The sequence below is a fragment of the Sorangium sp. So ce375 genome, from assembly GCF_051473855.1.
Classification (GTDB): Bacteria; Myxococcota_A; Polyangia; order Polyangiales; family Polyangiaceae; genus Sorangium.
In genome coordinates, this window is record NZ_CP150335.1 from 9,060,878 (window position 1) to 9,084,097 (window position 23,220).

Annotated in this window: 20 protein-coding genes; 5 read left to right on the forward strand and 15 right to left on the reverse strand. The window is 69.6% G+C overall.

Translation table 11 applies throughout. The features are described from left to right. Positions 1-65: 65 nt before the first annotated feature. Positions 66-905, forward strand: coding sequence for an AraC family transcriptional regulator (locus WME90_RS33685; protein ID WP_437276146.1), 840 nt, complete (start codon positions 66-68; stop codon positions 903-905). Between the two features lie 87 nt (positions 906-992). On the opposite strand, the gene WME90_RS33690 is transcribed toward WME90_RS33685, so the two are convergent. Further along, the gene (locus tag WME90_RS33690) at positions 993-1,874 is read right to left on the reverse strand and encodes an OmpA family protein (protein WP_437276147.1); all 882 of its coding nucleotides are present in this window, start codon (positions 1,872-1,874) and stop codon (positions 993-995) included. Between the two features lie 292 nt (positions 1,875-2,166). Here WME90_RS33690 and WME90_RS33695 point away from each other — a divergent pair, with 292 nt between their 5' ends. Together WME90_RS33695 and WME90_RS33700 are read left to right on the forward strand one after the other, a co-directional pair. Then, positions 2,167-3,183: an isocitrate/isopropylmalate dehydrogenase family protein gene (locus WME90_RS33695; RefSeq protein ID WP_437276148.1), complete on the forward strand. Its 1,017-nt coding sequence runs from the start codon at positions 2,167-2,169 to the stop codon at positions 3,181-3,183. A gap of 25 nt (positions 3,184-3,208) precedes the next feature. After that, on the forward strand, positions 3,209-4,045 hold the full coding sequence (locus WME90_RS33700; protein ID WP_437276149.1) for a hypothetical protein: 837 nt from the start codon (positions 3,209-3,211) through the stop codon (positions 4,043-4,045). 91 nt (positions 4,046-4,136) lie between these two features. Here WME90_RS33700 and WME90_RS33705 read toward each other — a convergent pair whose 3' ends face one another. The 7 genes from WME90_RS33705 to WME90_RS33735 form a co-directional block, all read right to left on the reverse strand. Then, positions 4,137-4,856 carry a hypothetical protein gene (locus WME90_RS33705; protein WP_437276150.1) on the reverse strand — a complete coding sequence of 240 codons (720 nt, stop codon included), beginning with the start codon at positions 4,854-4,856 and terminating at the stop codon, positions 4,137-4,139. Further along, positions 4,853-5,710, reverse strand: coding sequence for a Smr/MutS family protein (locus WME90_RS33710; RefSeq protein ID WP_437276151.1), 858 nt, complete (start codon positions 5,708-5,710; stop codon positions 4,853-4,855). Before WME90_RS33710 ends, WME90_RS33705 begins: the two co-directional genes overlap by 4 nt. Continuing rightward, positions 5,622-5,999 (reverse strand): hypothetical protein, encoded by a 378-nt coding sequence (locus WME90_RS33715; protein WP_437276152.1) that lies wholly within the window; start codon positions 5,997-5,999, stop codon positions 5,622-5,624. Before WME90_RS33715 ends, WME90_RS33710 begins: the two co-directional genes overlap by 89 nt. Positions 6,000-6,081: 82 nt before the next feature. Further along, on the reverse strand, positions 6,082-7,116 hold the full coding sequence (locus WME90_RS33720) for an HTTM domain-containing protein (protein ID WP_437276153.1): 1,035 nt from the start codon (positions 7,114-7,116) through the stop codon (positions 6,082-6,084). After that, a complete protein-coding gene (locus WME90_RS33725; RefSeq protein WP_437283695.1) occupies positions 7,113-7,622 on the reverse strand; it encodes a hypothetical protein in 510 nt (169 codons plus the stop codon). The genes WME90_RS33720 and WME90_RS33725 overlap by 4 nt, the downstream gene beginning before the upstream one ends. Before the next feature lie 210 nt (positions 7,623-7,832). Beyond that, positions 7,833-8,228, reverse strand: coding sequence for a hypothetical protein (locus WME90_RS33730; protein ID WP_437276154.1), 396 nt, complete (start codon positions 8,226-8,228; stop codon positions 7,833-7,835). 259 nt (positions 8,229-8,487) lie between these two features. Beyond that, positions 8,488-9,693: a serine hydrolase domain-containing protein gene (locus WME90_RS33735; protein ID WP_437276155.1), complete on the reverse strand. Its 1,206-nt coding sequence runs from the start codon at positions 9,691-9,693 to the stop codon at positions 8,488-8,490. A gap of 334 nt (positions 9,694-10,027) precedes the next feature. Between WME90_RS33735 and WME90_RS33740 the strand changes: the two genes are divergently transcribed. Next, positions 10,028-10,960 (forward strand): hypothetical protein, encoded by a 933-nt coding sequence (locus tag WME90_RS33740; RefSeq protein WP_437276156.1) that lies wholly within the window; start codon positions 10,028-10,030, stop codon positions 10,958-10,960. 189 nt (positions 10,961-11,149) lie between these two features. Here the strand turns inward: WME90_RS33740 and WME90_RS33745 are convergent, their stop codons facing one another. Then, the gene (locus WME90_RS33745) at positions 11,150-11,854 is read right to left on the reverse strand and encodes a DUF6968 family protein (RefSeq protein WP_437276157.1); all 705 of its coding nucleotides are present in this window, start codon (positions 11,852-11,854) and stop codon (positions 11,150-11,152) included. A gap of 1,054 nt (positions 11,855-12,908) precedes the next feature. On the opposite strand from WME90_RS33745, the gene WME90_RS33750 reads away from it, so the two are divergent. Next, positions 12,909-13,838 carry a hypothetical protein gene (locus WME90_RS33750; protein ID WP_437276158.1) on the forward strand — a complete coding sequence of 310 codons (930 nt, stop codon included), beginning with the start codon at positions 12,909-12,911 and terminating at the stop codon, positions 13,836-13,838. A 159-nt stretch (positions 13,839-13,997) separates the two neighbouring features. Here the strand turns inward: WME90_RS33750 and WME90_RS33755 are convergent, their stop codons facing one another. The 6 genes from WME90_RS33755 to WME90_RS33780 form a co-directional block, all read right to left on the reverse strand. Continuing rightward, complete coding sequence (locus tag WME90_RS33755; protein ID WP_437276159.1) at positions 13,998-15,059, reverse strand: DUF1835 domain-containing protein; 1,062 nt, start codon at positions 15,057-15,059, stop codon at positions 13,998-14,000. Between the two features lie 698 nt (positions 15,060-15,757). After that, the gene (locus tag WME90_RS33760; RefSeq protein WP_437276160.1) at positions 15,758-17,299 is read right to left on the reverse strand and encodes a hypothetical protein; all 1,542 of its coding nucleotides are present in this window, start codon (positions 17,297-17,299) and stop codon (positions 15,758-15,760) included. A 182-nt stretch (positions 17,300-17,481) separates the two neighbouring features. Then, entirely contained in the window at positions 17,482-17,928 is a 447-nt protein-coding gene (locus tag WME90_RS33765; RefSeq protein ID WP_437276161.1) for a hypothetical protein, read from the reverse strand. 1,131 nt (positions 17,929-19,059) lie between these two features. Beyond that, positions 19,060-19,593, reverse strand: coding sequence for a hypothetical protein (locus tag WME90_RS33770; RefSeq protein WP_437276162.1), 534 nt, complete (start codon positions 19,591-19,593; stop codon positions 19,060-19,062). Positions 19,594-20,038: 445 nt separating this feature from the next. Further along, positions 20,039-21,580 carry a hypothetical protein gene (locus tag WME90_RS33775; RefSeq protein WP_437276163.1) on the reverse strand — a complete coding sequence of 514 codons (1,542 nt, stop codon included), beginning with the start codon at positions 21,578-21,580 and terminating at the stop codon, positions 20,039-20,041. Between the two features lie 38 nt (positions 21,581-21,618). Then, on the reverse strand, positions 21,619-23,208 hold the full coding sequence (locus tag WME90_RS33780) for a hypothetical protein (protein WP_437276164.1): 1,590 nt from the start codon (positions 23,206-23,208) through the stop codon (positions 21,619-21,621). Positions 23,209-23,220: the final 12 nt, after the last annotated feature.

A 23,220-nucleotide genomic window follows, 5' to 3' on the forward strand; every position in this document is an offset into this window, starting at 1 on the left:
GTGGACGCGATCCGGCTTTACGGCTGCCGGCGAACGGACAAAGATCGCCTCCGAGAGGCCACGCCTTGCAAGCCCACGTCCTGACCCCAACGGAGACCGCCGATCACCTCGCGCGGCTCGGGCTCGACCACGCCCGCGCGCGCGCGTTTTCCTACGAAGACGAGCTGCGGGGAGCCGCCTACGGCTGGCACACGCACGCGCGGCACCAGCTGCTCTGCCCTCTGGCGGGCACGGCGCGCCTCGATATCGAGGACGCCTCCTTCCTGCTCCCCCCGCAGCTCGCCGCGCTCATCCCCGCGGGCGAGCGGCACGCGACCACCCGCCGTGACGCGTCGATCGTCTCGATCTACTTCGAGCCCGCGGCGTTCCCCTCCCCCCTCACGGCGGTGAGGATCTTCGAGATCCCCGCGCTGCTGCGCGAGATGGTGATCTACGCGCGCCGCTGGCCGGTCGCGCGGCGTCCGGACGACGCCGCGGCCAACACGTTCTTCGCCGCGATGGCGGACCTCATCGGCCCGCTCCTCGATCGCGGCGCCACGTACCGGCTGCCCCGCGGCAGGACGCTGCCGGTGCAGCGCGCGATCGAGTGCGTGCTGCGCGACGTCTCCAGCGCCGATCTCCCGCGGGCCGCGGCGTTCGCGGGGGCGACGGAGCGCACGCTGCGGCGGCGTTTCCGCGAGGAGACCGGCGTCACGTGGCGCGCCTTCGTCACGCGCGCGCGCGTGCTCCGGGCGATCGACCTGCTCTCCGGCCCGAACGCGAGCGTCACTCGGGTCGCGCTGGACGTCGGATTTCAGAACCTCGGCGCGTTCGCCGCCGCGTTCCGCGCCGTCACCGGCCAGACGCCGAGCGAGTTCCGCAGGACCGCCCGACCCTCGCCGGGCGGCGGCGGACACGAGAGCTGACCTGAGCTGACCCGGCGGCGCGGACGCGACCATCGAAGCGCGCGCCGCGAACGGCGGCCCGCGCGGCGCGCGCCGCGCGGTCCCGGGCTACTGCGTGATGGCCCGGAGGTCGAGCATCTCCTCGACGCTCGGGACCACGATGAGATCGCACCGGCGGTTCTTCTGCCGGCCCTCGTCGGTGTCGTTGGTCGCGACCGGATCGGTGTCCGCGAAGCCCGCCGCGCTCCAGTTCGCGACCGGGAGCGCCCCCCCGCCGCCCTTGACGTCGGCCGGGCTGACGAGGAACACGAGCACCTCGCGGGCGCGCATCAGCGACAAGCCCCAGTTGTCGCGGAACTGGCCGCCCGCGAGCGGCTTGTTGTCCGTGTGGCCGGCGACCTGGTAGTCGCGCTGGAGCAGCGACTTGTCGTTCTTGACGACCGTCGCCACCTTGAGGAGGATCTCCTTGCCCTCCTTCTTCAAGGTCTCGCGCCCGGAGTCGAAGAGGACGTCACCCGGCAGCGAGATGACCATCCGGTTGTTCCGGATGTTCACCGCGAGGCCGAGCTTCGTGAGCTCGTCCAGCTTCTTCTTGAGCGTCTCGAACCGCGCCTTGATCGCCTCCAGCTGGCGGGCGCGGGCCTTGAACTCCGCGAGCGCCTTCTCGCGCTCCTCCAGCGTCGAGCTCAGCTGCGACACCTGCGTGCTCGTCGCCTGGAGGTTCTCGTTCAGCTTGCTGATGTCGACGCCGGCCGCCTCGAGCTGCTTCGTCAGCTCCGCGACCTTCGCCTGGGCGGCCTCGAGCTCCTGCTGCGTCTGGGCGAGGCGGCCCTCCGTGGTCTGGTGCTGGCTCTGAAGGCGGTTGTACTTGTCGAGCTGGGCCTTCCACTCCTCCTCGGAGTAGCCGCACCCCAGCGAGGACGACGCGATCACGGCAGGCAGGAAGGCCGCGAAAGCGGTTCTGCGACCTTTCAAGACACGAGGGTGCATGAGCACGCTCCTTCACTCTAGTTTTGTGAACGTGAGCTGGGGCCGATTGCCCGACCCGCGCCCGGTTCCAGGTGACAGCGGCCTGTCAGGCCGTGCGGAGGCGTACCCTACCGAGGTCGCGCGCGATTGTAAAAGGGCGCATGGATCCGCCCGACCTCGCTGCCCCGTGCGCCTCTCTCCGTCGCTGCGTCGGCGCAGGCGCGGCGCGCTGACGCGGCGCGTGTATGCGCCATCGCAACACCGGCGCGCTTGTCCATTGTTCCCGCCTGCGCACCTGCTAATGGGTCGGCCCATGGCCTATCGCATCACGCTGATCCCGGGCGACGGCATCGGCCCGGAGGTTGTGACGGCGACTCAGGATGTGATCTCTGCCGCCGGCGTCGCCGTCGACTGGGAGATCCACCACGCGGGCATCGAGGTCGCGAAGCTGACAGGCTCGCCGCTCCCCCTCCCCGTGATCGACGCTGTGCGGAAGAACCGGATCGCCCTGAAAGGCCCGGTGACCACGCCGATCGGGGGCGGGTTCCGCTCGGTCAACGTGACGCTCCGACAGGCGCTCGACCTCTACGCGAACGTGCGGCCGATCCGCAGCCTGCCGGGCGTCGACGCGCGGTTCGACGTCGACATGGTCATCGTCCGCGAGAACACCGAGGGGCTCTACGCCGGGCTCGAGCTCATGATCCTGCCCGGCGTGGCCCAGAGCATCAAGCTCACGACCGAGCGTGGCTCGACGCGCATCGCCGAGTTCGCGTTCCGGTACGCGAAGCAGCACGGCCGGAGCAAGGTGACGATCGTCCACAAGGCGAACATCATGAAGATCTCCGACGGCCTCGCGCTCGACTGCGCGCGGCGCGTCGCGGTGGGGCACCCCGAGGTCCAGCTCGGCGAGATGATCGTCGACGCGGCGGCCATGACGATGGTCCGCGATCCGAACCGGCTCGGCGTGATCGTGACGGAGAACCTCTACGGCGACATCCTCTCGGATCTCGGGGCCGGCCTGGTCGGCGGGCTCGGGATCGTGCCCGGCGCGAACATCGGCGACAACGCGGCGGTCTTCGAGGCGGTGCACGGGTCCGCGCCGGACATCGCGGGCAAGGGGTACGCGAACCCGACGGCGCTCGTCCAGAGCGCCGTGATGATGCTGCGGCACCTCGGCGAGCACGACGCGGGCGATCGGATCGAGCGGGCGCTGACGTCGCTCTACCGGGCAGGTCAGGTGCGCACGCGCGACCTCGGCGGCACCGCGAGCACGACCGACTTCACCCGGGCGCTCTGCGCGGAGATCGAAAGGCCTCGCGCGGAGTCGTAGCGGAGGGCATCCTGATCCCGCAGACGTGGGATCCGCCTTCACGTGGCTGCTCGAGTGGTGCGCCGAGGTCGTCGGCGCGACGGACGGGGCTGCCGGCGCCGCGACCGACGACGCGAGGCGCCGGCGGCGGCTGCTGCTCTTCCTCGCGGTCTCGACGATCGTCGCGGCGAGCTACTTCCTCAGCGAGGTCTGGGGCGTGAAGGGCCTGCTCCCGGCCGCCCTGCTCTTCCTGCTCGCGGTGCAGGCGACGCGCGCCGTCCTCGACGCGCGCGCGTCGCTGTGGCGCGCCGCCGCGCTCGATCTCGAGGACCCGGCGCAGCGGCCGCGCGAGGGCGCGGATCCGTGGTTCTCGCCGCCGACGGCGAGGGTCCTGCGCGCGCTGGCCGCCGTGATCGACGCCGCGCGCCGCGAGCGCTACGCGGCCGCGCTGGAGCGGCTCCCGTCGGTCGATCGGGCCGCGCTCCGGCCCGACGAGGCGCGGCTGCTCGACGCGGCCCGCGCGCTGCTCTCCCTGGGCCTCGGCGATCCGGCGCGCGCGGCGCAGCAGGCGATCGTCGCGCTGCCCACAGGGATCGACGCCATCGACGCGCGGCTCGGCCGCGTGGTGATCGCCGACGCGTGGAACAGCCCGGCGCGGCTCGAGGCGATCGATCGCGCGTGGCGGCAGGAGCTCCAGGGCGGCGCGGCGTCCGAGGCGCTCGAGCGCCTCCTGTCGCTCTCTCGGCTGCGCTTCGCGCCGCAGGCGCTGGAGGCGCTCAGGCCCGTCGAGGCGCGCGCGCTGTCGGCCGAGGCCTGGTCGATCGGCGAGGAGGAGCTCGCCGCGGCGCTCGAGTCCCGCGCGCGGAGCGGCGTTTACCGCTGAGCCGGCGGCTCGTGCCGGGGCGGCTCAGCGCCGCGGCTCGTCACGCGGCGGCTCTGCGCAGCGGCTCACGGCGGCGGCTCTGCGCGGCGGCTCACGGCGGCGGCTCGCGTGGCACGGCGGGCGCGATCTCGCGCAGGAGGCGGAGGCCGCCGAGCGAGATCTCGACCACCGCGGCGAGCCGCTCCGCCACGAGCCGCTCGGCGGAGGGCCCCGCGGCGCGCGTCTCCGCGATGAAGGCGAAGCAGCGCCGCCCCGAGCCGCCGAAGGCGACCGCGAAGCCGTCGATCGGCGCGCCCGGCGGGGTATCGGCGACGCCGATCGCCACGACCGTGTCGAACCCCTCCGGCACATCGATCCGGCGCTCGGCGGCGGTGAGGCCCTCGCCGGGGCGCGGCAGGTCGCGCCATAGCCGCGCGCGCGCCTCGCACGCCGCGCGGCTCGCGCGGCCGTCCTCGCGCCACGTGCGCACGAGCAGCGACGTCGACGACGCGGCGTGGGTCGCGACGAGCCAGGGGCCCTCGCCGTCCTCGACGCGAAAGCCGCGCGCGTCGGGCAGCGGGAGCCGGAGATCGAAGCGGTCCGAGCGGTACGCGCCGAGCTCGCCGTCGCCGAGCGTCGCCTCCGGCTGCGCTGGAGGCGGGGGCCTCGGCGGCTCGTGCGGCGCGGCCGGGGCCGGCGCGCACGCGGGCGGCAGCGCGAGCAGCGCGAGCAGCGCGGCGGTCGGCGGGAGGGCGCGGCGCGCCGCGCGCTCCTTCGGATCGGGCCCGTGCCCCGGCGCTCCGGCGGGCTCGGCGCGCGTCGGCCGCCTCATCGCGTGAGCAGCACGAGCACGGCGCCGGCGCCGCCCTCGACGTCCGGGGCCGTCGCGAAGGCGGCGACGTGGCGGGCGACGCGGCCGTTGCTGAGCCAGGCGGCGATCTCGCCGCGGAGCACGGCGTGTCCGCCGGGCGAGTGGTTGCCCTTTCCGTGGACGATGGCGACGACGCGGTCACCGTCGCGCTGGCGCTTGCAGACGAACGCCTCGACCGCCTCGCGCGCCGCCTCGAGCCTCAGGCCGTGCAGATCGAGGGTGCCATCGACGGCGTAGCGCGCGCGGCGGAGCCGCCTGAGCTCGCGCGGGTCGACGTCGAGGCGCCGGCCCTCGATGCGCTCGCTGTCGTCCGTCATCTCGAACTTGATCCCCTCGATGACGAGCGAGCGCATGCGCGAGCGCGCGTCCGCGTCCGGATCGAACGCGATCGCCGGGAGCGCGGCCCGCTCGACGCGGCTGGCGGTGACCGGGATCCGGGTCGCGCGATCCTCGAGCACGCGGACGCCGGCCATGTAGATGGCGAACGTCTCGGGGTCGACGGGCCGCGGCGCCTGCTCGGCGCCTGCCCGCGGCGCCGCGCCGTTGTTCGGAGGCGCGGCCGATCTCGCCTTGGGCTTCGCCTCCGGCGCGGAGGCCGCCTTGGGCGCGGAGGCCGTCGCCTTGGGCTTCGCCTCGGGCGCGGAGGCCGCCGGCTTGGGCTTCGCCTCGGGCGCCGGCTTGGGCTTGGTCAGCTGCCGGAGCGTGGAGAACGGCTGGTAGAACGCCTCATTCGCCTTGCGCGCCGCTGCCTTCGCGGCTCGCGCCGGGCTGGCCGCCGATCTCGGGTCTCTCTCGCGCTTCGCGCCCTTCGCCATCCCCCAGAACATCGCTCGCGAGGCCGCGGAGTGCAAACCGGACGGCTTCGATGCCGGCGAGCTGCCCGTCCTCGAAGTGCCAGTCGGGGTCGTCGAGGCCGGGGAAGTCGTGCGGGTTGCGGATGTCCTCGGCCGTGAGCGTGGGGATGAGGCGCCGCGCGAGGTCGACGACCTTGGCCCTCTGCGCCCCCTCCATGTCGGCGAGGAGCTCGAAGATGCGATGGAAGAGCTCGGCGGGCGAGGGGGCGGCTTGCGGGGCGCCGGGGTGTGCCGCGTCGTGAGAGCGCATCGGGCGCAGCATACGTCATCGGCTGGCCCTGCCGCGGGGCGCCCGACCGCGCGCAGCTCGACCGTCGCCCGCGCGTGGGAGCTCAGCCGCCGCCCGCGCGTGGGAGCTCGGGTCGCGGCGACGGGGCGCGGGGCTCCGCGGGCACCCCGAAGGCGGCCAGGGTGAGCACCGGCATGATGGCGCCGAACACGCCGAGCCCCATGAAGGCCGCGATCCCGAGGTGCAGCAGGGAGGTGGCCACGACGACGGCGCGCCGGGTGAGCCGTGGCCAGATCAAGAAGGCATATCCGAGCTCCACGGCGAGCACGGACCACCCTGCGGCCTGGGCGACCCAGGGGCGACTCGCCAGCCAGGAGAAATCGAGCTGGCGGTACTCCGGGAGCATGACCGAGCGCCAGATCGCCTCGCCGTTCCACCAGGAATGGCCACAAGCCTTTTCCAGTCCGCTCGCGAGGTAGACGATGCAGAGGTGCAGCTGGACTATGCGCAGCCCGAGCCGCGCGCCCGGCGTCGGCTCGTCGGTCGCGCCGGCGAGCGCGCGACGTGACCGACGCGCCCGCTGATCGAGGGACAGCGCCGCGCCGGAGGGCACCCAGAGGAGATAGAAAAGAAAGATGTTGGCGAACACGTCCGCTCCGTAGACGGTGGGGTCCGCCGTCACCATCAGCATCCTGTGGGTGCTCCAGGCGAGGAGGGCAGCGACCCTCGTCTTGAGTCCGCAGAGCAGCGCGGCCAGGGAGAGCACATAGAGGGCTCCGGTACCCACGAGGATCGGGGCCTCGCCGATCCCGAGCGGCGCGAGGAGCTCGGTCAGCCAGCCGATGCCGGGCAGATCGTGCGGGGTGAAGGCGTCCCGCAGCGGCTCCTGGAGGATGCCCGCGGGGCCGTAGAGCTCGAAGAGCACCGGAGCGACGAGCGCCGCCTGCGTGAGGAGCACGGCCGCGAGCCCGATGCGGAGCGCCGCGAGGGGCGCCGCGGACGCCGGGGCGAGCGCGAAGCGCTTGATCACCGACGCGAGCGCACCGCGCTCGATCACCGACGCGAGCGCACCGCGCTCGACGGCCGCGGAGACGCGGGACAACCCCGTCCTGCCGGAGGCGCCGCTCGGCTCGCTCACGGCGCGCCGCCCTTCGCGCGCGAGGCGGCCCGAAACCTCTGCTTCCGGACGAGCTTCGCCCGGTAGATCAGGCCCCACGTCGGCCGCTCGCCCTCGCGGTATTCCTGCATGGATGGGAGATCGCAGACCTCCAGCCGCACGGTCACGCTCGCGGCTCCGGGGTACCTCGCGAGCACCTTGCCCGCCCACGAGGCCGCGAGCGAGCGCCGCAGCGACTCGTCTTCTTCGATCATGAAGAGCGCCACGATGCTCCTGACCCGGAGATCCGCCTCCTGGTTCGCCCCGGACTCCAGGACGTCCGGGATCACCCTCCCCCGCGCGTCCGTCACCTGGAACCTCGCCCAGGGCAGCGCGCTGACCGAGGGCGCGAAGAAATTGTAGCCGCTGTCGGCCCCGGAGAGCGCGCTGTAATAAGCGACCACGCTGCCGAGCCGCCCTGCCTTCTGCAGATCGACCTGAAGCGCCCCGAGCAGGACGCAGCCGATGTGCGCTGCCGCGGCGGCCATGGCCAAGGGGGCGAGATCCCGACGTCGTTGTCTTCGTCTTCCACGCATGAAGCCCCCCTACGCCGGCCCCCGCGCGCGAGGTCCGGCCCATCCCGCGCGACGCGAGGAGCGGAGTCCCGGGTTCTCCGGCTAGACCGGCCCTGCGACGCCCCCCGCACGGCGAGAGGAGCGGAGACCCACCCAGCCCCTGGCGTCACACCTGGAGCGAGATCAGCGAGGCTCTCCGAGGCTCATGACGGGCCCGGGCTGGTCTCCTGCAGGCGCTGCCTCGGACCGCCCATGGTCGAGGGGCAGCCCGTAGGGATGGAAGCTCCCGTAGGGCCGGAATGGTCTGAACGGCCGGAAGTGCCCATAAGGCCTGTACGGCCAGAATGGCATGAACGGCCGGATGTCCCCATACGGCCTGCTCGGCTGAAACGGCCGGAAGTATCCGTGATAGGGGACATCGTCTGGAGGAATCCGGGCGTCGGGGGACTCCAAGCTCGTCGTCTCCTCGACGAGCACGAGCTCCTGGATCGGCGTCGTGCCCTCCGCCGCAGCGATCTGGGAGGCGCCGAGCGCCATTCCGGACAGCGCCAGGACCCCGAGCGCTTTCACCAGCTTCATCACGGACTCCTTTCACGAGCGTCTTGGCGAGTGTCATCCCGTGCAGGCTGCGTCCACGGCGATGCAAGCGTCAGGCCCGTTCGCGGCAGACCGCCGGAGCAGCGCGCGGCGGCGCGGGTCCCCGATAACCGCGGTTCGGCGCCCCGCGCGCGATCACGTGGCAGCCCGCAGGGCGTCGCGTGTGCGCGCAGTGGACAGCGGCCGGCGCTGAGCTGAGCGCGCGCGCGTCGGTATCGACGTGAACGGCGCCCTGCTCGGCTCAGGGCGTGATCAGGACATTCGACAGATCATCGACGATCCTGCCGACATCGCCGCCGTCGAGGTTGACGAGCACGGTGATAGAAGCATCCTTGTCGACCGCGTAATAAGACGAAGACGTGAATCCCCAGATACCGCCGTCGTGTCCCACCTGGACGCCGAGCGGAGATTCACGGCGCGACAGCCCGAGGCCGTACCCGGTGACCTCGCCGAGGGGCGCGTCGACCCACGCGGTCATCTCTTCGAGCTCGGCGGGGCCGAGAAGCGTGCCGTCGAGCACCTTGCGGTAGAAGCTCGTGAGGTCGCCCGTGGTCGAGACCAGCGCGCCCGCCGCGCCGGCCGCGGACACGTCGATCGCGGAGGTCATCTCGACGAGCTCCCCTCGGCTCCGCCCGTAGCCGTGGACGAGGCCGGGCAGGGCCTCCTGGGCGCCGTCGAGGTAGGTGTGCACGAGCCCCGCCGGCTCGAGGACGCGGGTGCGGAGCAGCTCGCCGATGGGCTCTCCCGAGGCCGCTTCGACGATCAAGCCGGCGATGATGTAGTTCGTGTTGGAGTAAGCAAAGCCGCGCCCTGGCTCGAAATACGGCGGCTTCGACGCCGCGAGATCGATGAGCTCCGCAGGCGTCCACGTGTGCGTCGGATCGTCGAGGGCCGCGGTCCAGAACTCGTCGATCGCCGTGTAATCGAAGATGCCGCTCGTGTGGTTCAGTATCTGTCGCACGGAGATCCGATCTCCCTGGGGAATACCGTCGACGTACGCGGAGACCGCGTCGTCGAGCGACAGCTTGCCTTCTGCGCGGAGCCTCAGCGCCAGCGTGGCGACGAAGGTCTTCGTGATGCTCCCGGCGCGGAAGAGATCACCGGGCTGGATGGCCACATCGGCCTCCGTGTCCGCGACCCCCGCTGCGCCGAGCCAGCTGCAACCGACGAGGTTCACGGCGGCTGCGGCGCCGGGGAGCCGCTGCGCTTCCACGGCGGCATCGAGCGCTCCCTGGAGCTCGGCCGAGAGCTCGTTGCAGCTGGCGCCCGGCGTGTCGTCTGAACCGCCCGGCCCGGCGGCGTCGCTCCCGACTCCGACGCTCCCAGAGCCATCGTCGTCTGTGGTGGTCACCGCGTCGAGCGGTGCGGGCGAGGAGCTCGTACACCCCGCGAGCAGGAGGCCGCCGACGCAAGAGAAGAAAGCGGTCGGCCGAAGAACACGGCTCATCGATCGGATCTCCATGGTTTCCCCGTGAGGTCCACTGCTGTGCTCCGCGGCGCTGCTCCCAAGGGGCTCCCGGGACGGCACCGCGGCGGGCGCGCATCAAGACGCGAGCAGTTCGCCCGTGTCAACCGGCGCGCGCAGGGGCGAGTGCTCTCGCCCACGCTGGACATCGAAAGTCCGCCTGCACGCTGTGGCCGTGCAGCGTCAAGGCGGACGTGTGCCCGTTCACGCCGCGCTGGTCAGTGCCTCTTGAGAGAGAGCACGAATCAGGCGGGGGTGCGCTGTTGTGTCCCAGCGGAGCGCGCCGATACTCTCGGCACCACCGGAGGATCATCTCATGGCCAAGCCCAAGTCCCCGAAGAAGTCATCCGCCAAGTCCACAACCGCTGTCTCTTCCGAGGAGGCGCTGCCGCCGCTCGTCCTGACCGCCGCGGAGCAGGATCTCCTGGAGCGCTCCCTCAAGCTGCTTGTCAACATCCAGACCGTGCCCTTCAACGCACGCGCCCGGCGCGAGGGCTACACCGCCGACGAGCACCGCGAAGGGTGGCGGCTCCTCAGGCTCGCCTCGGGCGAGGCGAAGCCGCTCGATCACCTCTTCGCCGAGGTCGCGAGCGGCGGGGCGCTCGAAGGCGCAGAGCGGCTCCGCCTGCTCCAGGACGTCGACGCCTTCGAGAACACGTGGTTCCCCCGCACGCGCGTCATCATTCGCCGCGCCGTCCCGCGCGCCCGCCGGGAGGCCTTCGAGGCCGCCTTCTTCAGAAACCTCGAGCAGCAGCCCCTCGGGCCGGCTGTCATCGTGTCGGTCGGTACGTTCCTCTCCCGGCTCGACGGCCTCGCCCGGAGCGGCGAGGAGGACGCGAAGAAGGTCCGGCAGACCCTCGTAAAGCGCGGCCTGACCGACGAGAAGCTCAAGGAAGTCCGAGGCATGCTCGGCAAGCTCGAGGTCGGCGGCGGCCCGCTGCCCCAGCGCAAGGTGTCCGCCGCCGAGCTCGCGAGCGCCCAGCAAGCGCAGCGAGAAGCCCTCGACGATCTGCGCGACTGGTTCAACGACTGGGCGACGACGTTCCGGCAGGTGTTCGGCGTCAAGGCGCAGCTGAAGCTGGGTCTCACCTCGGCCAAACGCACGTCGACCGGCAAGACGGAGGCGGTCGCGGAAGAGGAGGACGGCGAGGAAGACGTCAGCGACGAGGAGCCGGAGCTCGACGAGGAGGAGACGGGCGAAGAGGAGACCGACGAGGAATCGGGCCCCGACGAGGACGAGGACGAGTAGGAGAGCGTCCCCTCCACCAGATCGCTGGGCACGCCGGGCTCCGCGCAGGGGCGGTCCAAGCTCGCTTTCGAGCTTCTCGCCGGCGGCATCATGCCCGAACCCCGGCCAGATGGAAGGCAGCGCCGCCGCGCCTCGACCTCGAGGCCGCTACCGCGCTGTCTGCTCCGGTGCCGTGCGCGGATCTGCGCTTCACTTCGCTGCTTTGTACGGTTGCTCCTCGATCAAAACTCGAGGGAACCAGTGTCCTGTCGCGCCTTCCTGCGTAAAAAATTCCCCTTCTTCTGCGACGCTCTCCAGGATGATCGGAACGAGATACAGCAGATGCGTCAGCGCCTGGATCGAGTCCTCGCCTGTTCCGAAGCGACGCTGCACCGCGCCCTTCGGCCCGACAATTTCGCACGGAGCACGCCAATGGCCTCTAGACAGGTATGGGTGTCCGAGGCGCACGACAACCTTTTCCTCGCTGCCATCCTTCCTCTTCAGCGTCAGCTCTCGCTCACCAAGAACGTCCACTTTTGCAAGCATCAGCTCGCTGCTGGACGTGGATCCGTACTCCGATGTGTTTCTCGGCACGAAGCGCCAAGCTTCCGTTTTCTCTGTAGACTCTTGCTCTACGGGTCCGTTGCCGTCGGACAGCTCGATGGGTCCACGGTCCGTCATGGCCTCAAGCTGAGCATCGAGAATCAGGAACGCGTGCAAGAGAGCCTGAGCCTGGTCCAGGCCGTGCGCTCGGTCTACTGTACCGGCTTTCCCTGCTTGCTCCACTTGAACGTCTACCCACCATGTGCCGTTGCTTCCTGGTTCTGGATGGCCAAATCGAGCGACTACCGTTTGAGCCGGTGAGCCGTCGGCAGGCTTGAAAACCAGCTTCCGCTCTCCGAGGATTTTGTCCATGCATCGTCCGATACACGCTTCCAACGCCTAGTCAAGCTGGAGAAGCGTCCGCTCAAGCTCAGACGAAATTCTCTAACTCTTCAGAGCGCGACCCGTTCCACACGCCGCACTCAGCCGCACTCGCGATTAAACACCACGCGCCCTAGCCTATTGCGCAGGTTACATTCGCCTTTGTAGTACCACGGACAACGTTCGTCACAGTACAGCTCCCATCTATCATACATAGCTGAACCGGCAGCTTCGCACCCGTTGCGACAATTTTTCTGACAGAGACCGTATCCTTCCATGGATTCAGAGTGACACTGTCGCACACCGCCCCCTGGAAGACGACCACAGAACTGGCTCCAATGCCGATGATACAGCTCACACGCATCCTCACAGGCACCTCGCGACAAGGGTTCGTCGAGCGCTTCAGCAGCTAGATCCAGCGGCGCAGACCGAGCGGGAGGCGTACCAATGTCGCTCGTTTCCTGAATGTGCCGCTCTGACGGTTCATGGGCTGTTTGTTCGGTTGGACTCACCACGCAACCAACGCACAGCATGAAAAACGCAGCCGCGATGAATATAACAGTATTCATGTACCCTCCCGCGAGGCTCGACCGATCCTCAGCGGCGTCTATAGGGCACTATCGAGATTCCATAAGTAGCTTCGTGTTACGCTCAGAGTTGCTCCACGGTTCGTCCATGAGGAACACATGAGATCTTGGCGTTCAGGCACCGGCGGCGCGTCCGTTGACAGCGGAACGTCCCACGGTGGAGGTGTTCGTCAACCGCTCGGTCGACAAGCGCCCAAGGGCTAGCCGCGCCGAGCCCGGCGAGGCGGCCGCCCGCGGTACCTCAGCAGCATCGTAGACGCGATCATTGGCTCAGGGGGAGTGGAGGCGATCCCTCTCGTCCTGCACGCTGACGCCGCGCCGGGTCAACGCTGACGTGGGCTCGTCCACGCCGCCCCGATCCGGACGATCCCGCGCGCGAGCGCGAACCCGCGGAGTGCGAGCTCTTGTGTCCCAGCGGGATGCGCCGCTACCATCGCCCCTCACCGGAGGATCATTTCATGGCCAAGCCCAAGTCCCCGAAAAAATCATCTGCGAAATCCGCTCCGACCGGCAACGCCGAGGAGGCGCTCCCGCCGCTGGTCCTCACCGCCGCGGAGCAGGATCTCCTGGAGCGCTCCCTCAAGCTGCTTGTCAACATCCAGACCGTGCCCTTCAACGCACGCGCCCGGCGCGAGGGCTACACCGCCGACGAGCACCGCGAAGGGTGGCGGCTCCTCAGGCTCGCCTCGGGCGAGGCGAAGCCGCTCGATCACCTCTTCGCCGAGGTCGCGAGCGGCGGGGCGCTCGAAGGCGCAGAGCGGCTCCGCCTGCTCCAGGACGTCGACGCCTTCGAGAACACGTGGTTCCCCCGCACGCGCGTCATCATTCGCCGCGCCGTCCCGCGCGCCCGCCGGGAGGCCTTCGAGGCCGCCTTCTTCAGAAACCTCGAGCAGCAGCCCCTCGGGCCGGCTGTCATCGTGTCGGTCGGTACGTTCCTCTCCCGGCTCGACGGCCTCGCCCGGAGCGGCGAGGAGGACGCGAAGAAGGTCCGGCAGACCCTCGTAAAGCGCGGCCTGACCGACGAGAAGCTCAAGGAAGTCCGAGGCATGCTCGGCAAGCTCGAGGTCGGCGGCGGCCCGCTGCCCCAGCGCAAGGTGTCCGCCGCCGAGCTCGCGAGCGCCCAGCAAGCGCAGCGAGAAGCCCTCGACGATCTGCGCGACTGGTTCAACGACTGGGCGACGACGTTCCGGCAGGTGTTCGGCGTCAAGGCGCAGCTGAAGCTGGGTCTCACCTCGGCCAAACGCACGTCGACCGGCAAGACGGAGGCGGTCGAAGAGGAGGACGGAGAGGAAGACGTCAGCGACGAGGAGCCGGCGGCCGACGAGAACGAGACGGACGAAGAGGAGACCGACGAGGACGAGGACACCGACGAGGACGAGGACGAGTAGGCGAGCTCTCCCTCCACGACCTCGCCGGAGGTACTGGGCGCCGCGCACGATTGAGGCACCATCGACGCGGGCGCGGCGCCCCCGGGCGGGCTGCCGCTCCTGCTCCTGCGGAGCAGCCCTGCCGTAACCCAGGCAGGCCCAGCCTGCCGGGGATCGCCCTCACAGGCGAGCGAGCCGCCCATCTTCGAGCAGCACCCAGGGGGCCACAGGTGAGTACGCCTCGGCCCCAGCTACGGGAAGGCGCGGCGCGTCCGCGAGCTGATCAAGTCCCCTGTCTCGGAGCTGCGCGCCACGTTCGGTGAGGCGGTAGACCTTCGAGAGCAGCGGGTAGTCAGGCGGCTTCGGGCCAGGAGCGCGCTCCACCGCGGCGCCCGAATCGTGCTTGGCCCATTGGGCAAGACGATCTCCCAAGTACAGGTCGCCTGTGCAGGAGACGAGATCCCGCAAGTCTTCACCAAGCTGCGACCTATTGCAGATTACCCTTACTGGAGTCTGCCATTCCTCCACGGACAGGATGGCAAGAATAAGGTCGTCATATCGGCTGAGGCCCAGGGCACCTGTCGTGGCTCTCCGTGGGAAAAAGCAGGAGAGGAGCGCCCACAGCGAAGCGAGCTCTGAAAATCCTTCGACACCAGCGATGCAGCTTTCGACGAAAGGCAGCGGGTTCTCATCCGCGTAGCATTCCCAGAGGCCGACGGCACGTTCGTAACGTTCCACCGGCCAGGGGCGCGCCTTGTCGAGGCGATCCAGAAGGATCTCGTCGGCGTGGTGGGCTATCGTTCCGGAGCAGTCGAACGGCGGGATCCTCGGTGGCTCAGGGAATCTTTTCATCGTACCGTAGACGCGCTCGAACTCCATGATGAGGACGTCACTGCACCGGATCCCCAGGCTTCGCAGGTAGCTACAGATTCTCCAGAGGTTCACCTGGTCATCGAGACTCTTTGTTGCCCACAGGACGATGGGCGGATTCCACCGAAGATCGGATGAATAGAGCTGATCCCATTTCTCGCCCGCATCGTCACTGTCCGAACATTGTTCGCACCAGGAAAACCACGCCTCGCGCATCCGGACATGCTCTGCGGGAACCGGGCGACTCGGTCCAATCAGAAGGCTCTCGTGCGCGCGCACGACATTGGTCGCACCGAGCTGCGCCAGACGCTCTGCGCCTGCCGCGTCGAAGGTAACGTGAGTCGCGCTCAGGAGGATCGGGGCGACCGTCATACTCACTGGAATCCGCACTGAAAACAAATCACATACGTATATGGCTTATCTTGCTGACATTCGTCACGACAGATCTCGCAGTAGCTATAGCCGTGACTGTTCCTGCGCGTGCAGCGCCCACCAATTTCCTGGCATTTTTCGCACATATCGGTACAATCGTGAACTGGCGTGCAGCCTGCCATTAACGCGGACGAGTCGCTGCCCACGTCTTCAACTCCGCCTTCGTCGTCTTCGCCGCTACTTGGAAAATCTCCCGCTCCTGCGGACTCTGTCGGGTTTCCAGCACCCGCGCTTCCCGACTCCACTGTGTCGCAAGTGTAGGATAAGTCGCATGCCGACACGAGCATCGCTGCGAGCCCGCCGCACAGCACGAGCGCGCTCGCCTTCATCACCAACCCATGTTCCATACATTTCCCTGTTTCGGATGCGCGCATCGATCCACTACCGGAAAAGCAGCGTCAACCGGCGATCTGCAATCCCGCCCTGCGGTCATGCGCCAGGGGGTGGGCTCGACGGGGTGCGTCGGGATGTTGAGGCGTGCGCCGGCGAGCTCGGCACCAGCGCCCTCCGTCCACTGGGCAAGTACGTCCCGCGCGGATCTTATGACGCCTCTAACCGGACCTTACGGGCGTCGCCCTGGGCTCGTGTGCCTCCGCGGATCGTCTGCGGACCGCGTCGTCCTTCCGAGAAGATCCCGACTAGTCAGGAAACCGGAACGTCTCGGCGGCGATGCCCTCCTCCCCCGTGACCTCGTCGCCGGACCAGATATCCCAGCTCACGCCGCTCTTGCCTGGCAATCCGAGCTCATAGGAGACGCCCTCCAGCGTGAGCTGGTCCTCGTCGAGGTAGGCGATACCGATCGAGTCGCCGCCGCGCCCGGGGCCGCCGTAGCCGCCGGGGCCCCCGTCGCCCCCGTTGGCCCCCTGACAGGACCACAGGCCGCCCCCCAAGGCGCCTCCCGGAGCGCCGCGACCGCCTCGGCCGCCTTCCTCGGGGGGCCCGCCGTCGCCGCCCTGCCCGGCCTCGGATGTCTCGATCTCGCTATCGCGCACGGTCAGCTTGGCATGAAGCGCGATGATACCGATCGACGGATAGCCGTTCTCGCCACCTCGGCCGCCTCGACCGCCGCAGCCGCCGGCGCCGCCGGAGCCGCCGCCGGCTCCTCCCTTCGACCCCGCACCGCACACGGAGAGCCCTCCCCGATGGCCGCCACCCCCGCCGCCGCCCTGGCCTGGCATGCCCCTGCCCCCGTCGCCGGCTTTGTCGGATTCCCACCCTGCCTCGGTGATGCGCCCCATGCCCTTGCCGGCGGCACCGGTCACACCTTGCGCGCCGCTGCGCCCGACAGATCCCTCGTCGCAATCGACGCCTGTCACCTCCCCGTGTCCCCCCCGCCCGTAGTACGGCTCCTCGGAGGCCGAGAGCGGCAGCCCGTCCCCGCCGTCGCCGGCGCCGTCGGGAAGCCCGTCCCCTCCCTTCCCGCCGACGCTCGGGATCCCTCCTTCGCACGGGTTCACCGCCGCAGCGCCGCCAGGGACGACGGCGGCCGAGCACGCGTCGCCCCCGTACTGCCCATCGGGCCCCTCCGCTGCCCGATTCGGATAGGGCCATTTCTCGGCATCGCGGCCTCCCCATGCGGACGAGGCGTGAACTCGGCTCCGGATGAGCTCCACGGTCGTGCCGGACTGGACGAGCATCGTGATCGAGCCGTGCGAAACGAGCCGCATGTCGACGATCGTCGATACCCCGTCCGCGGCTCCCGTGTCGCCGGGGCTCGCGGGCACGACGGTCACGGTGATGTCGAAGGTATCCATCTGCAGCGTCGGGCGCCCGCCGGGCTCATGCGCAAAGCTCAAGCAGTGGTATCCGCCGATGAGATCCACGCCGGACGGCAGCACGAGGGCGTCGAAGAACCCATCGTTGCACGCGAAGACGCGCCCTCGTCCGGTGCGCGCGAGCTCGACGCCGCGCTGCAGCGTGCGCACCGGCTTGTCCTTCGTGCCGGGGTTGGCGTCGTCCCCGTTCCCGAACATCCCCGCGACGAACACCCCGCAGCCATCCTCCAGCACGTTGGCGGCGAGGCGCTCGAGACAAACCGACTCCGGCGGCGCGTCGCCTGGACACCACGACGCGGCGTCGCACGCCGCTCCGCCAGCGTCGCTCGGGCCTGGTGTGGTGCCGCAGCCGGCCGCAACGAGCAGCACCGCGGGTAACAGGGTGATCGCTCCTGTGATTCGCATGGTTCTCCCTCGGTGTGACGCGGCGTGCTCCCGGCCCTTCAGCGGGGCGGTTCAGGCTCGGGTGCCTCGAACTGAACGTAGGGCAACGAGTGGCCCCAACAGGTTGGAGCCCGGCGCGGCCCGCCTGCCTCGACGAGAAAAGCGGGCTTCCAGGGGTCTGCGCCGACGTACGCGTCAGCGCATCACTCCACGCCCTGCGTGGCGCGCTCTTCAAGTAGCTGGATGCGCTGGTGATCTGTGTCGTCGTCCACCACCACCCAAGGAGCCAGCGGATCGTACGCTGTGGCACCCCACACCGGCACCGGTGGTCCTTGGGCGATGTCTGCAAGACCGTGTCGCTTTATTTCATCGCCGGCAGCCGTCAACCTGTAGCGAGCCTCCAGCATGGGTCGTCTGTCCGTCCTATAGGGCACACTCTCCAGCGCCGCCTCGGCCCCACGGTGATCTGCCCACTGGCGCAGCCGCATGGCGATAAAGACGTCGCCGATGCGTTCCCCCCAACCACTGCGCAGCTCTTCGCCAGCCGATGAGCGGTGCATGAATACGTCAGCGGGCGTCAACCAGTCTTTTCCTAGACACGCGAACAAGAGCTGGTCAACCCAAGACAGGGTGAGCGCGTTGCCGTCCACCCGAGGAAAGAATGCAGCTTGGTGGGTGCCCAGCTCTACGAGTTCCTTCCGTGCTCGATCTGCGCGCCCACCCTCGGTGGACAGGATCGGAGACCGACCGGATAGCTTTCGCCAAGAGCGCGCCATGTGCTGGACGCGTGTCCGAGACTGAGCGCACGCGTCGTCCTGACCGCGGCGTGCGTCGGCCGGCTTCACGCGGACGAATCCACGGCTAAACCCATCCTCCGGCGCATCTCCCAGGACGACCATGTCGAGGTCAGGGTGCTCGGGCCGATAGCGGAGCCTCCACGCGCAGAGCGCCCACAGCATCAGCCTATCCCTCCACAACCCGGACGTCCACACGACGATTCTATGCCGCGATCTCAACGCATCGATAACATCGTGAAACCGCGAACGAAATTGTGCCCTTTCCCGCCCTTGGAGGTTCCAATAATCGCACCGCTGCTCACAATGGTCTTCGGGTCCGGACGCGCACGGCCCCTCCAGCACGTTATCGCGCATGAACCGCACAGGAAGGCGAGACCCGCGTCGGACCGCGCTCCGAATGTCCTCATTTGTAGTGACGTGAATAGCCATTGGAACCTCAGAACAAACACTTTTTGCACTCCGGCGATGTAGGATCCCCGGACTTGCACCGTCCATAGCAGGTTCGACACATCGTCTGGCCTGCGTCTCCAGAATTTGGCCTTGCGCAAGACCGCCATGGAGCGCGGTCCATGCAATCCTGATACTTCTCGTCACAGCTCTTATTGCTTGTCAGCTCGCAACCTTCTCGACAGCTCTTATATCTAGCGTATGCGCTATCCCGACACGCTGTCCGCTGCGCTTCGTCCTCGATCTTTCCACACTGAATATTGTCAGACTCGGAGTCCGCCTCGCATTTTTCCTCACATGGTGTCTGGCTCGCGATGTTGCAGACGGGAGGAGAAGGAGGATCCATGTCCTGCGGCTTCAGCGGCGGCACAGGCCCGAAGCCGCCCGAGCCTGTCGGGCCGAACCCGTAACCGCCGACCCCTGTCGCGGTGATGATGACGCCGCCGGCGCCGCTTTCTCCCTCACTCCGGAGGTAGCAATCCCCGACATCGAAGTTGCACCCCGCTAGAACGAAACATAGAACAGCCAACAGCTTGTTCATTTCGACTCTCCCCCGAATCTCCAGATAGGCCCAGCAGTTACCATTACAACCACGCTGCCAGGAAGAACACGACTTCTCCCACCAGCCCAGTCCACGTTGAGGCTCGTGGATGCCCCCAGACGCCCAGCGAAGTACCAGTCGGACTGTGCGCGCCCGCCTGGAGCGAGCCCCATCACGCGGTCACAGATCACGGCACCGCATACCGGCATCGAGTAGAGCGACAGGGATGGACCAAGGCTGACGTTGCCCGTCTCCGTGACGTAGCCAACGGTAACCGCCGTTCGATCGTAGACCCCTACGCGTGCCCCCGGAATGATGCTGAGCATGTTGTGGACTTCGATCCGGAAGTCCCTCTCTTTTCGCCAGAGCCAGCCGGCGAAGGGGCTCACGGCCAGCTTGGGTTCGGTCCCGACCTGGATCCCGCCCACGCTCACGCCACCGCTGAACTCGAGTGCCTGCGCCGACGCCGGAACAAGGACGAGCGCACATGCGCAGAGCAGGCGGACGTTGCCGTGTAAGCGCAACGACATGGTGGAGGTCCCCCGCCGAGCCCCGACACGCGCCACGCGGGGATGCGACCAGTTTTTCTGGGTGAGATTCGGGTGTCAAGGAAAGTTGAGATCCGGCTAGTCGATGTAAGGGCCGTTCGACCCTCCCGGGCGCATCTGGTGCGCAGGCGGCTACGCCGCGGGAGTGTTCGTCAACCAAACGGTCGACGAGCGCCCAAGGGCCAGGCGCACCTCGCTCGGCGAGGTGGCCGCCCGCGCTACTCCAGCGGCAGCGTAGACACGGTCAGGGGCGCCGGGGAGGTTCGGGCGGCGGTACCTTCGGCGAAGCGCCCACGGCAGCGTGGGCGCACCGCGGAGGTGCCCGAGGGGGGAGCTCGGGCAGCTCGACTCAGCGAGGGGGCTCGTGTGGCGCGTACGGATCGCACTCCAAACCAGGAGGTGTTCGTCCGATGCGCTCTGATCCTGCTCACTCAGGGAACCGAAACGTCTCGGCGGCGATGCCCTCCTCCCCCGTGACCTCGCTGTCGGACCAGATATCCCAGCTCACGCCGCCCTTCCCCGGCGATCCCAGCTCGTAGGTGACGCCCTCCAGCGTGAGCTGGTCCTCGTCGAGGTAGGCGATGCCGATCGAGTCGCCGCCGCGCCCGGGGCCGCCGTAGCCGCCGTAACCCCCATCGCCCCCATTGGCGCCGTGACAGGACCACGTGCCGTCCCCCAAGGCGCCTCCCGGAGCGCCGCGGCCGCCTCGACCGCCTCGCTCGGGGGGTCCGCCGTCGCCGCCCTGCCCGCCGTAGCGTGCCTCGATCTTGCTATCGCGCACGGTCAGCTTGGCGTGAAGCGCGACGATGCCGATCGACGGCCAGGCGTTGTCGCCCCCTTGGCCGCCTCGACCACCGCAGCCGCCGGCGCCGCCGGAGCCGCCGCCGGCGCCTCCCTTGGACGCCACACCGCACGCGGAGAGCCCTCCCCGACGGCCGCCACCCCCGCCGCCCCCCTGGCCGGGCATGCCCCTGGCCCCGTCGCCGGCCTTGTCGCCTTCCCACCCTGTCTCGGTGATGCGCCCCATGCCCTTGCCGGCTGCACCGATGAAACCGTGCGCGCCGTGGAGCGCGACCTGTCCATCTTCGCAATTGGTTCCCGGCACGTCCCCGCCTCCACCACGCCCGTACGTCGGCTTGGACGCCTCGAACGGCTGCCCGTCCTCGCCGTCGCCGGCGCCGTCGGGGAGCCCGTCCCCTCCCTTCCCGCCGACACTGGGGATCCCTCCGTCGCACGCGTTCACCGCCGCAGGGGCGCCAGGGACGACGGCGGCCGAGCACGCGTCGCCCCCGTACTGCCCATGGGGCCCCTCCGCCGCCTCGTTCGGATAGGGCCATTCCTCGCCATCGCGGCCCGCCCAGCCCCAGGAGGCGTGAACCAGGCTCCGGAGGAGCTCCACCGACGTGCCGGACTGGACGAGCATCCCGATCGGACCGTTCGAGCTGAACCGCATGTCGACGATCGTCGATACCCCGTCCGCGGCACCCGTGTCTCCGGGGCTCGCGGGCACGACGGTCAGGGTGACGTCGTAGCCTTGTACAATCTGAAGCGTCGGGCGCCCGGGGAGTTCATGCTTCCAGTACAAGCAGTTGTAGCCGCCGATGAGATCCACGCCCGACGGCAGCGCGAGGGGGCCGTAGAACCCGTCGTCGCACGCGAAGACGCGCCCTCGTCCGGTGCGCGCGAGCTCGACGCCGCGCTGCAGCGTGCGCACCGGCTTGTCCCTCGTGCCGGGGTTCGCATCATCCCCGTTGCCGAACATCCCCGCGACGAACACCCCGCAGCCATCCTCCAGCACGCCGGCGGCGAGGCGTTCGACACAGACCGACTCCGGCGGCGCGTCGCCTTGACACCACGACGCGCCGTCGCACGCCGCGCCGCCAGCGTCGCTCGGGCCCGGCGCGGTGCCGCAACCGGCCACGACGAGCAACAGCGCGGGGGACAGGGTGATCGCTCCGGTGATTCGCATGGCTCTCCCTCGATGTGACACGGGGTGCTCCCGGCCCTTCAGCGGGGCAGTTCAGGCTCGGGTGCCTCGAACTGAACGTAGGGCAACGAGTGGCCCGGCTCTCCCTTGCCCACAGGGTCATCGGGAGCCGCATTGCCTCCGGACCCGCCATCGCCGGCGCCTCCAGGCTTGAGCGAAGCATCCGGGCCGATGCCCACATAGGCGCCGATGGAGGCGACGCCGTAGGAGGAGCCCCCGAGGCCGCCGCCGGCATCGCCCCCGCGACCGCCGTTGCCGCCCTTGCCACCGGGGCACGCATCCCACAGGCCATCCATGCCCTTTCCAGCGTCCCCGCCCGGTCGTCCGACGCCGCCCGGCTGGCCCGTTCCGCCGACGCCGCCGTTGCCGCCCTTGCCCGCGGTCACGGTGGTCGCCTCGAGCGTCACCGAGCTCCCCTGCAGCGCAACGACACCGATGCTCGCCCCGCCATAGCCGCCGCCATAGCCTCCCCGGCCGCCGCAGCCGCCGCTCCCGCCCGAGCCACCGGCCGCGCCGCCCTGAGGCCCGCCGGTTCGGCACGCGACCATGTCGCCTCGCCCCTTGCTGCCGCCACCGCCGCCACCGCCATGGCCGACGCCGCCTCGCTTCCCGTTGTCCCCGAGCGTACCGACCCAGCCGTCCTCGGTGAGGTAGCCCATGCCCGCCGCACCGTCAGCGCGATCGGCGTTGGCGCCGTTGGGGCCGGGCTTCCCTTCGTCGCAGATCGCGACGTCCGCGCCAGCGCCTCCGAGACCCGTCTTCTCCGGGTCCTGGTTCCCCGCCGGCATCGGCTGCCCCGGCGCGCCATCGCCCCCCGCGTCGAGCCCGCCGTCGCCCCCGTAGCCTCCGGTGGACTCGGCGCCGTCGTCGCACGCCGTCACGACCGGAAGGGCACCCGTCGGGGAGTCCTCCGTGCAGGCGTCCGCGCCGTCGATTCCCAAGACACCGTCCTGGGCCCGCTCGCTGTCCGCGTCCTTCCCCGGCTCCCCGTCCTTGCCGTCGCCCGCGACGATCGTGCTCGATCGCACGCTCGCCTCGGCCCCCGCGCTCAGGATCACGGCGATCGACGACCTGCCGTCGCTCGCGGAGGCGTCCGCCGCCACGACGCGCACGCCGAAGATCACCGACGTCGCGCCGTCGCCCCCCACGACCCGCAGCGGGATCCCCGAAGGCGGGGCGATGATCGTCGGGTGGTTGGCGCCATCGAACGACCACGCGCCGTCATCGCAGCTACGGCCGCCCCAGAGGTGGATCCCCGAGACCAGGGTGACCTCTTCCTCGAACGTCTCGCCACACGCATAGACGTGGCCCAAGCCCCGCGCTTGCGCCTCCACGATCGCGGTCTGCAGCGAGCCGAACGGCTCGAGCCGCGTGCCCGCGCGCGCCCCCTCCGCTGGAGCGTTGGCGCTGACGAACACCCCGCACTCGTCCATCACGGGCCCCATGCCCGGCTCGTTCACCTCGCACGGCGATGGCGGGGGGGCGAGGCACATCCGCTCCTCGCCGCAGTCCTCTGTGTACGTGCAGCCGGAGAGCCCTCCCGCGCCGCTCGTCGAGAAGGCGGCGACGGCGCACAGCCGCCGCACGTGTCGTCCCTGGAGAAAGTGCATGTCCCTGGCTCC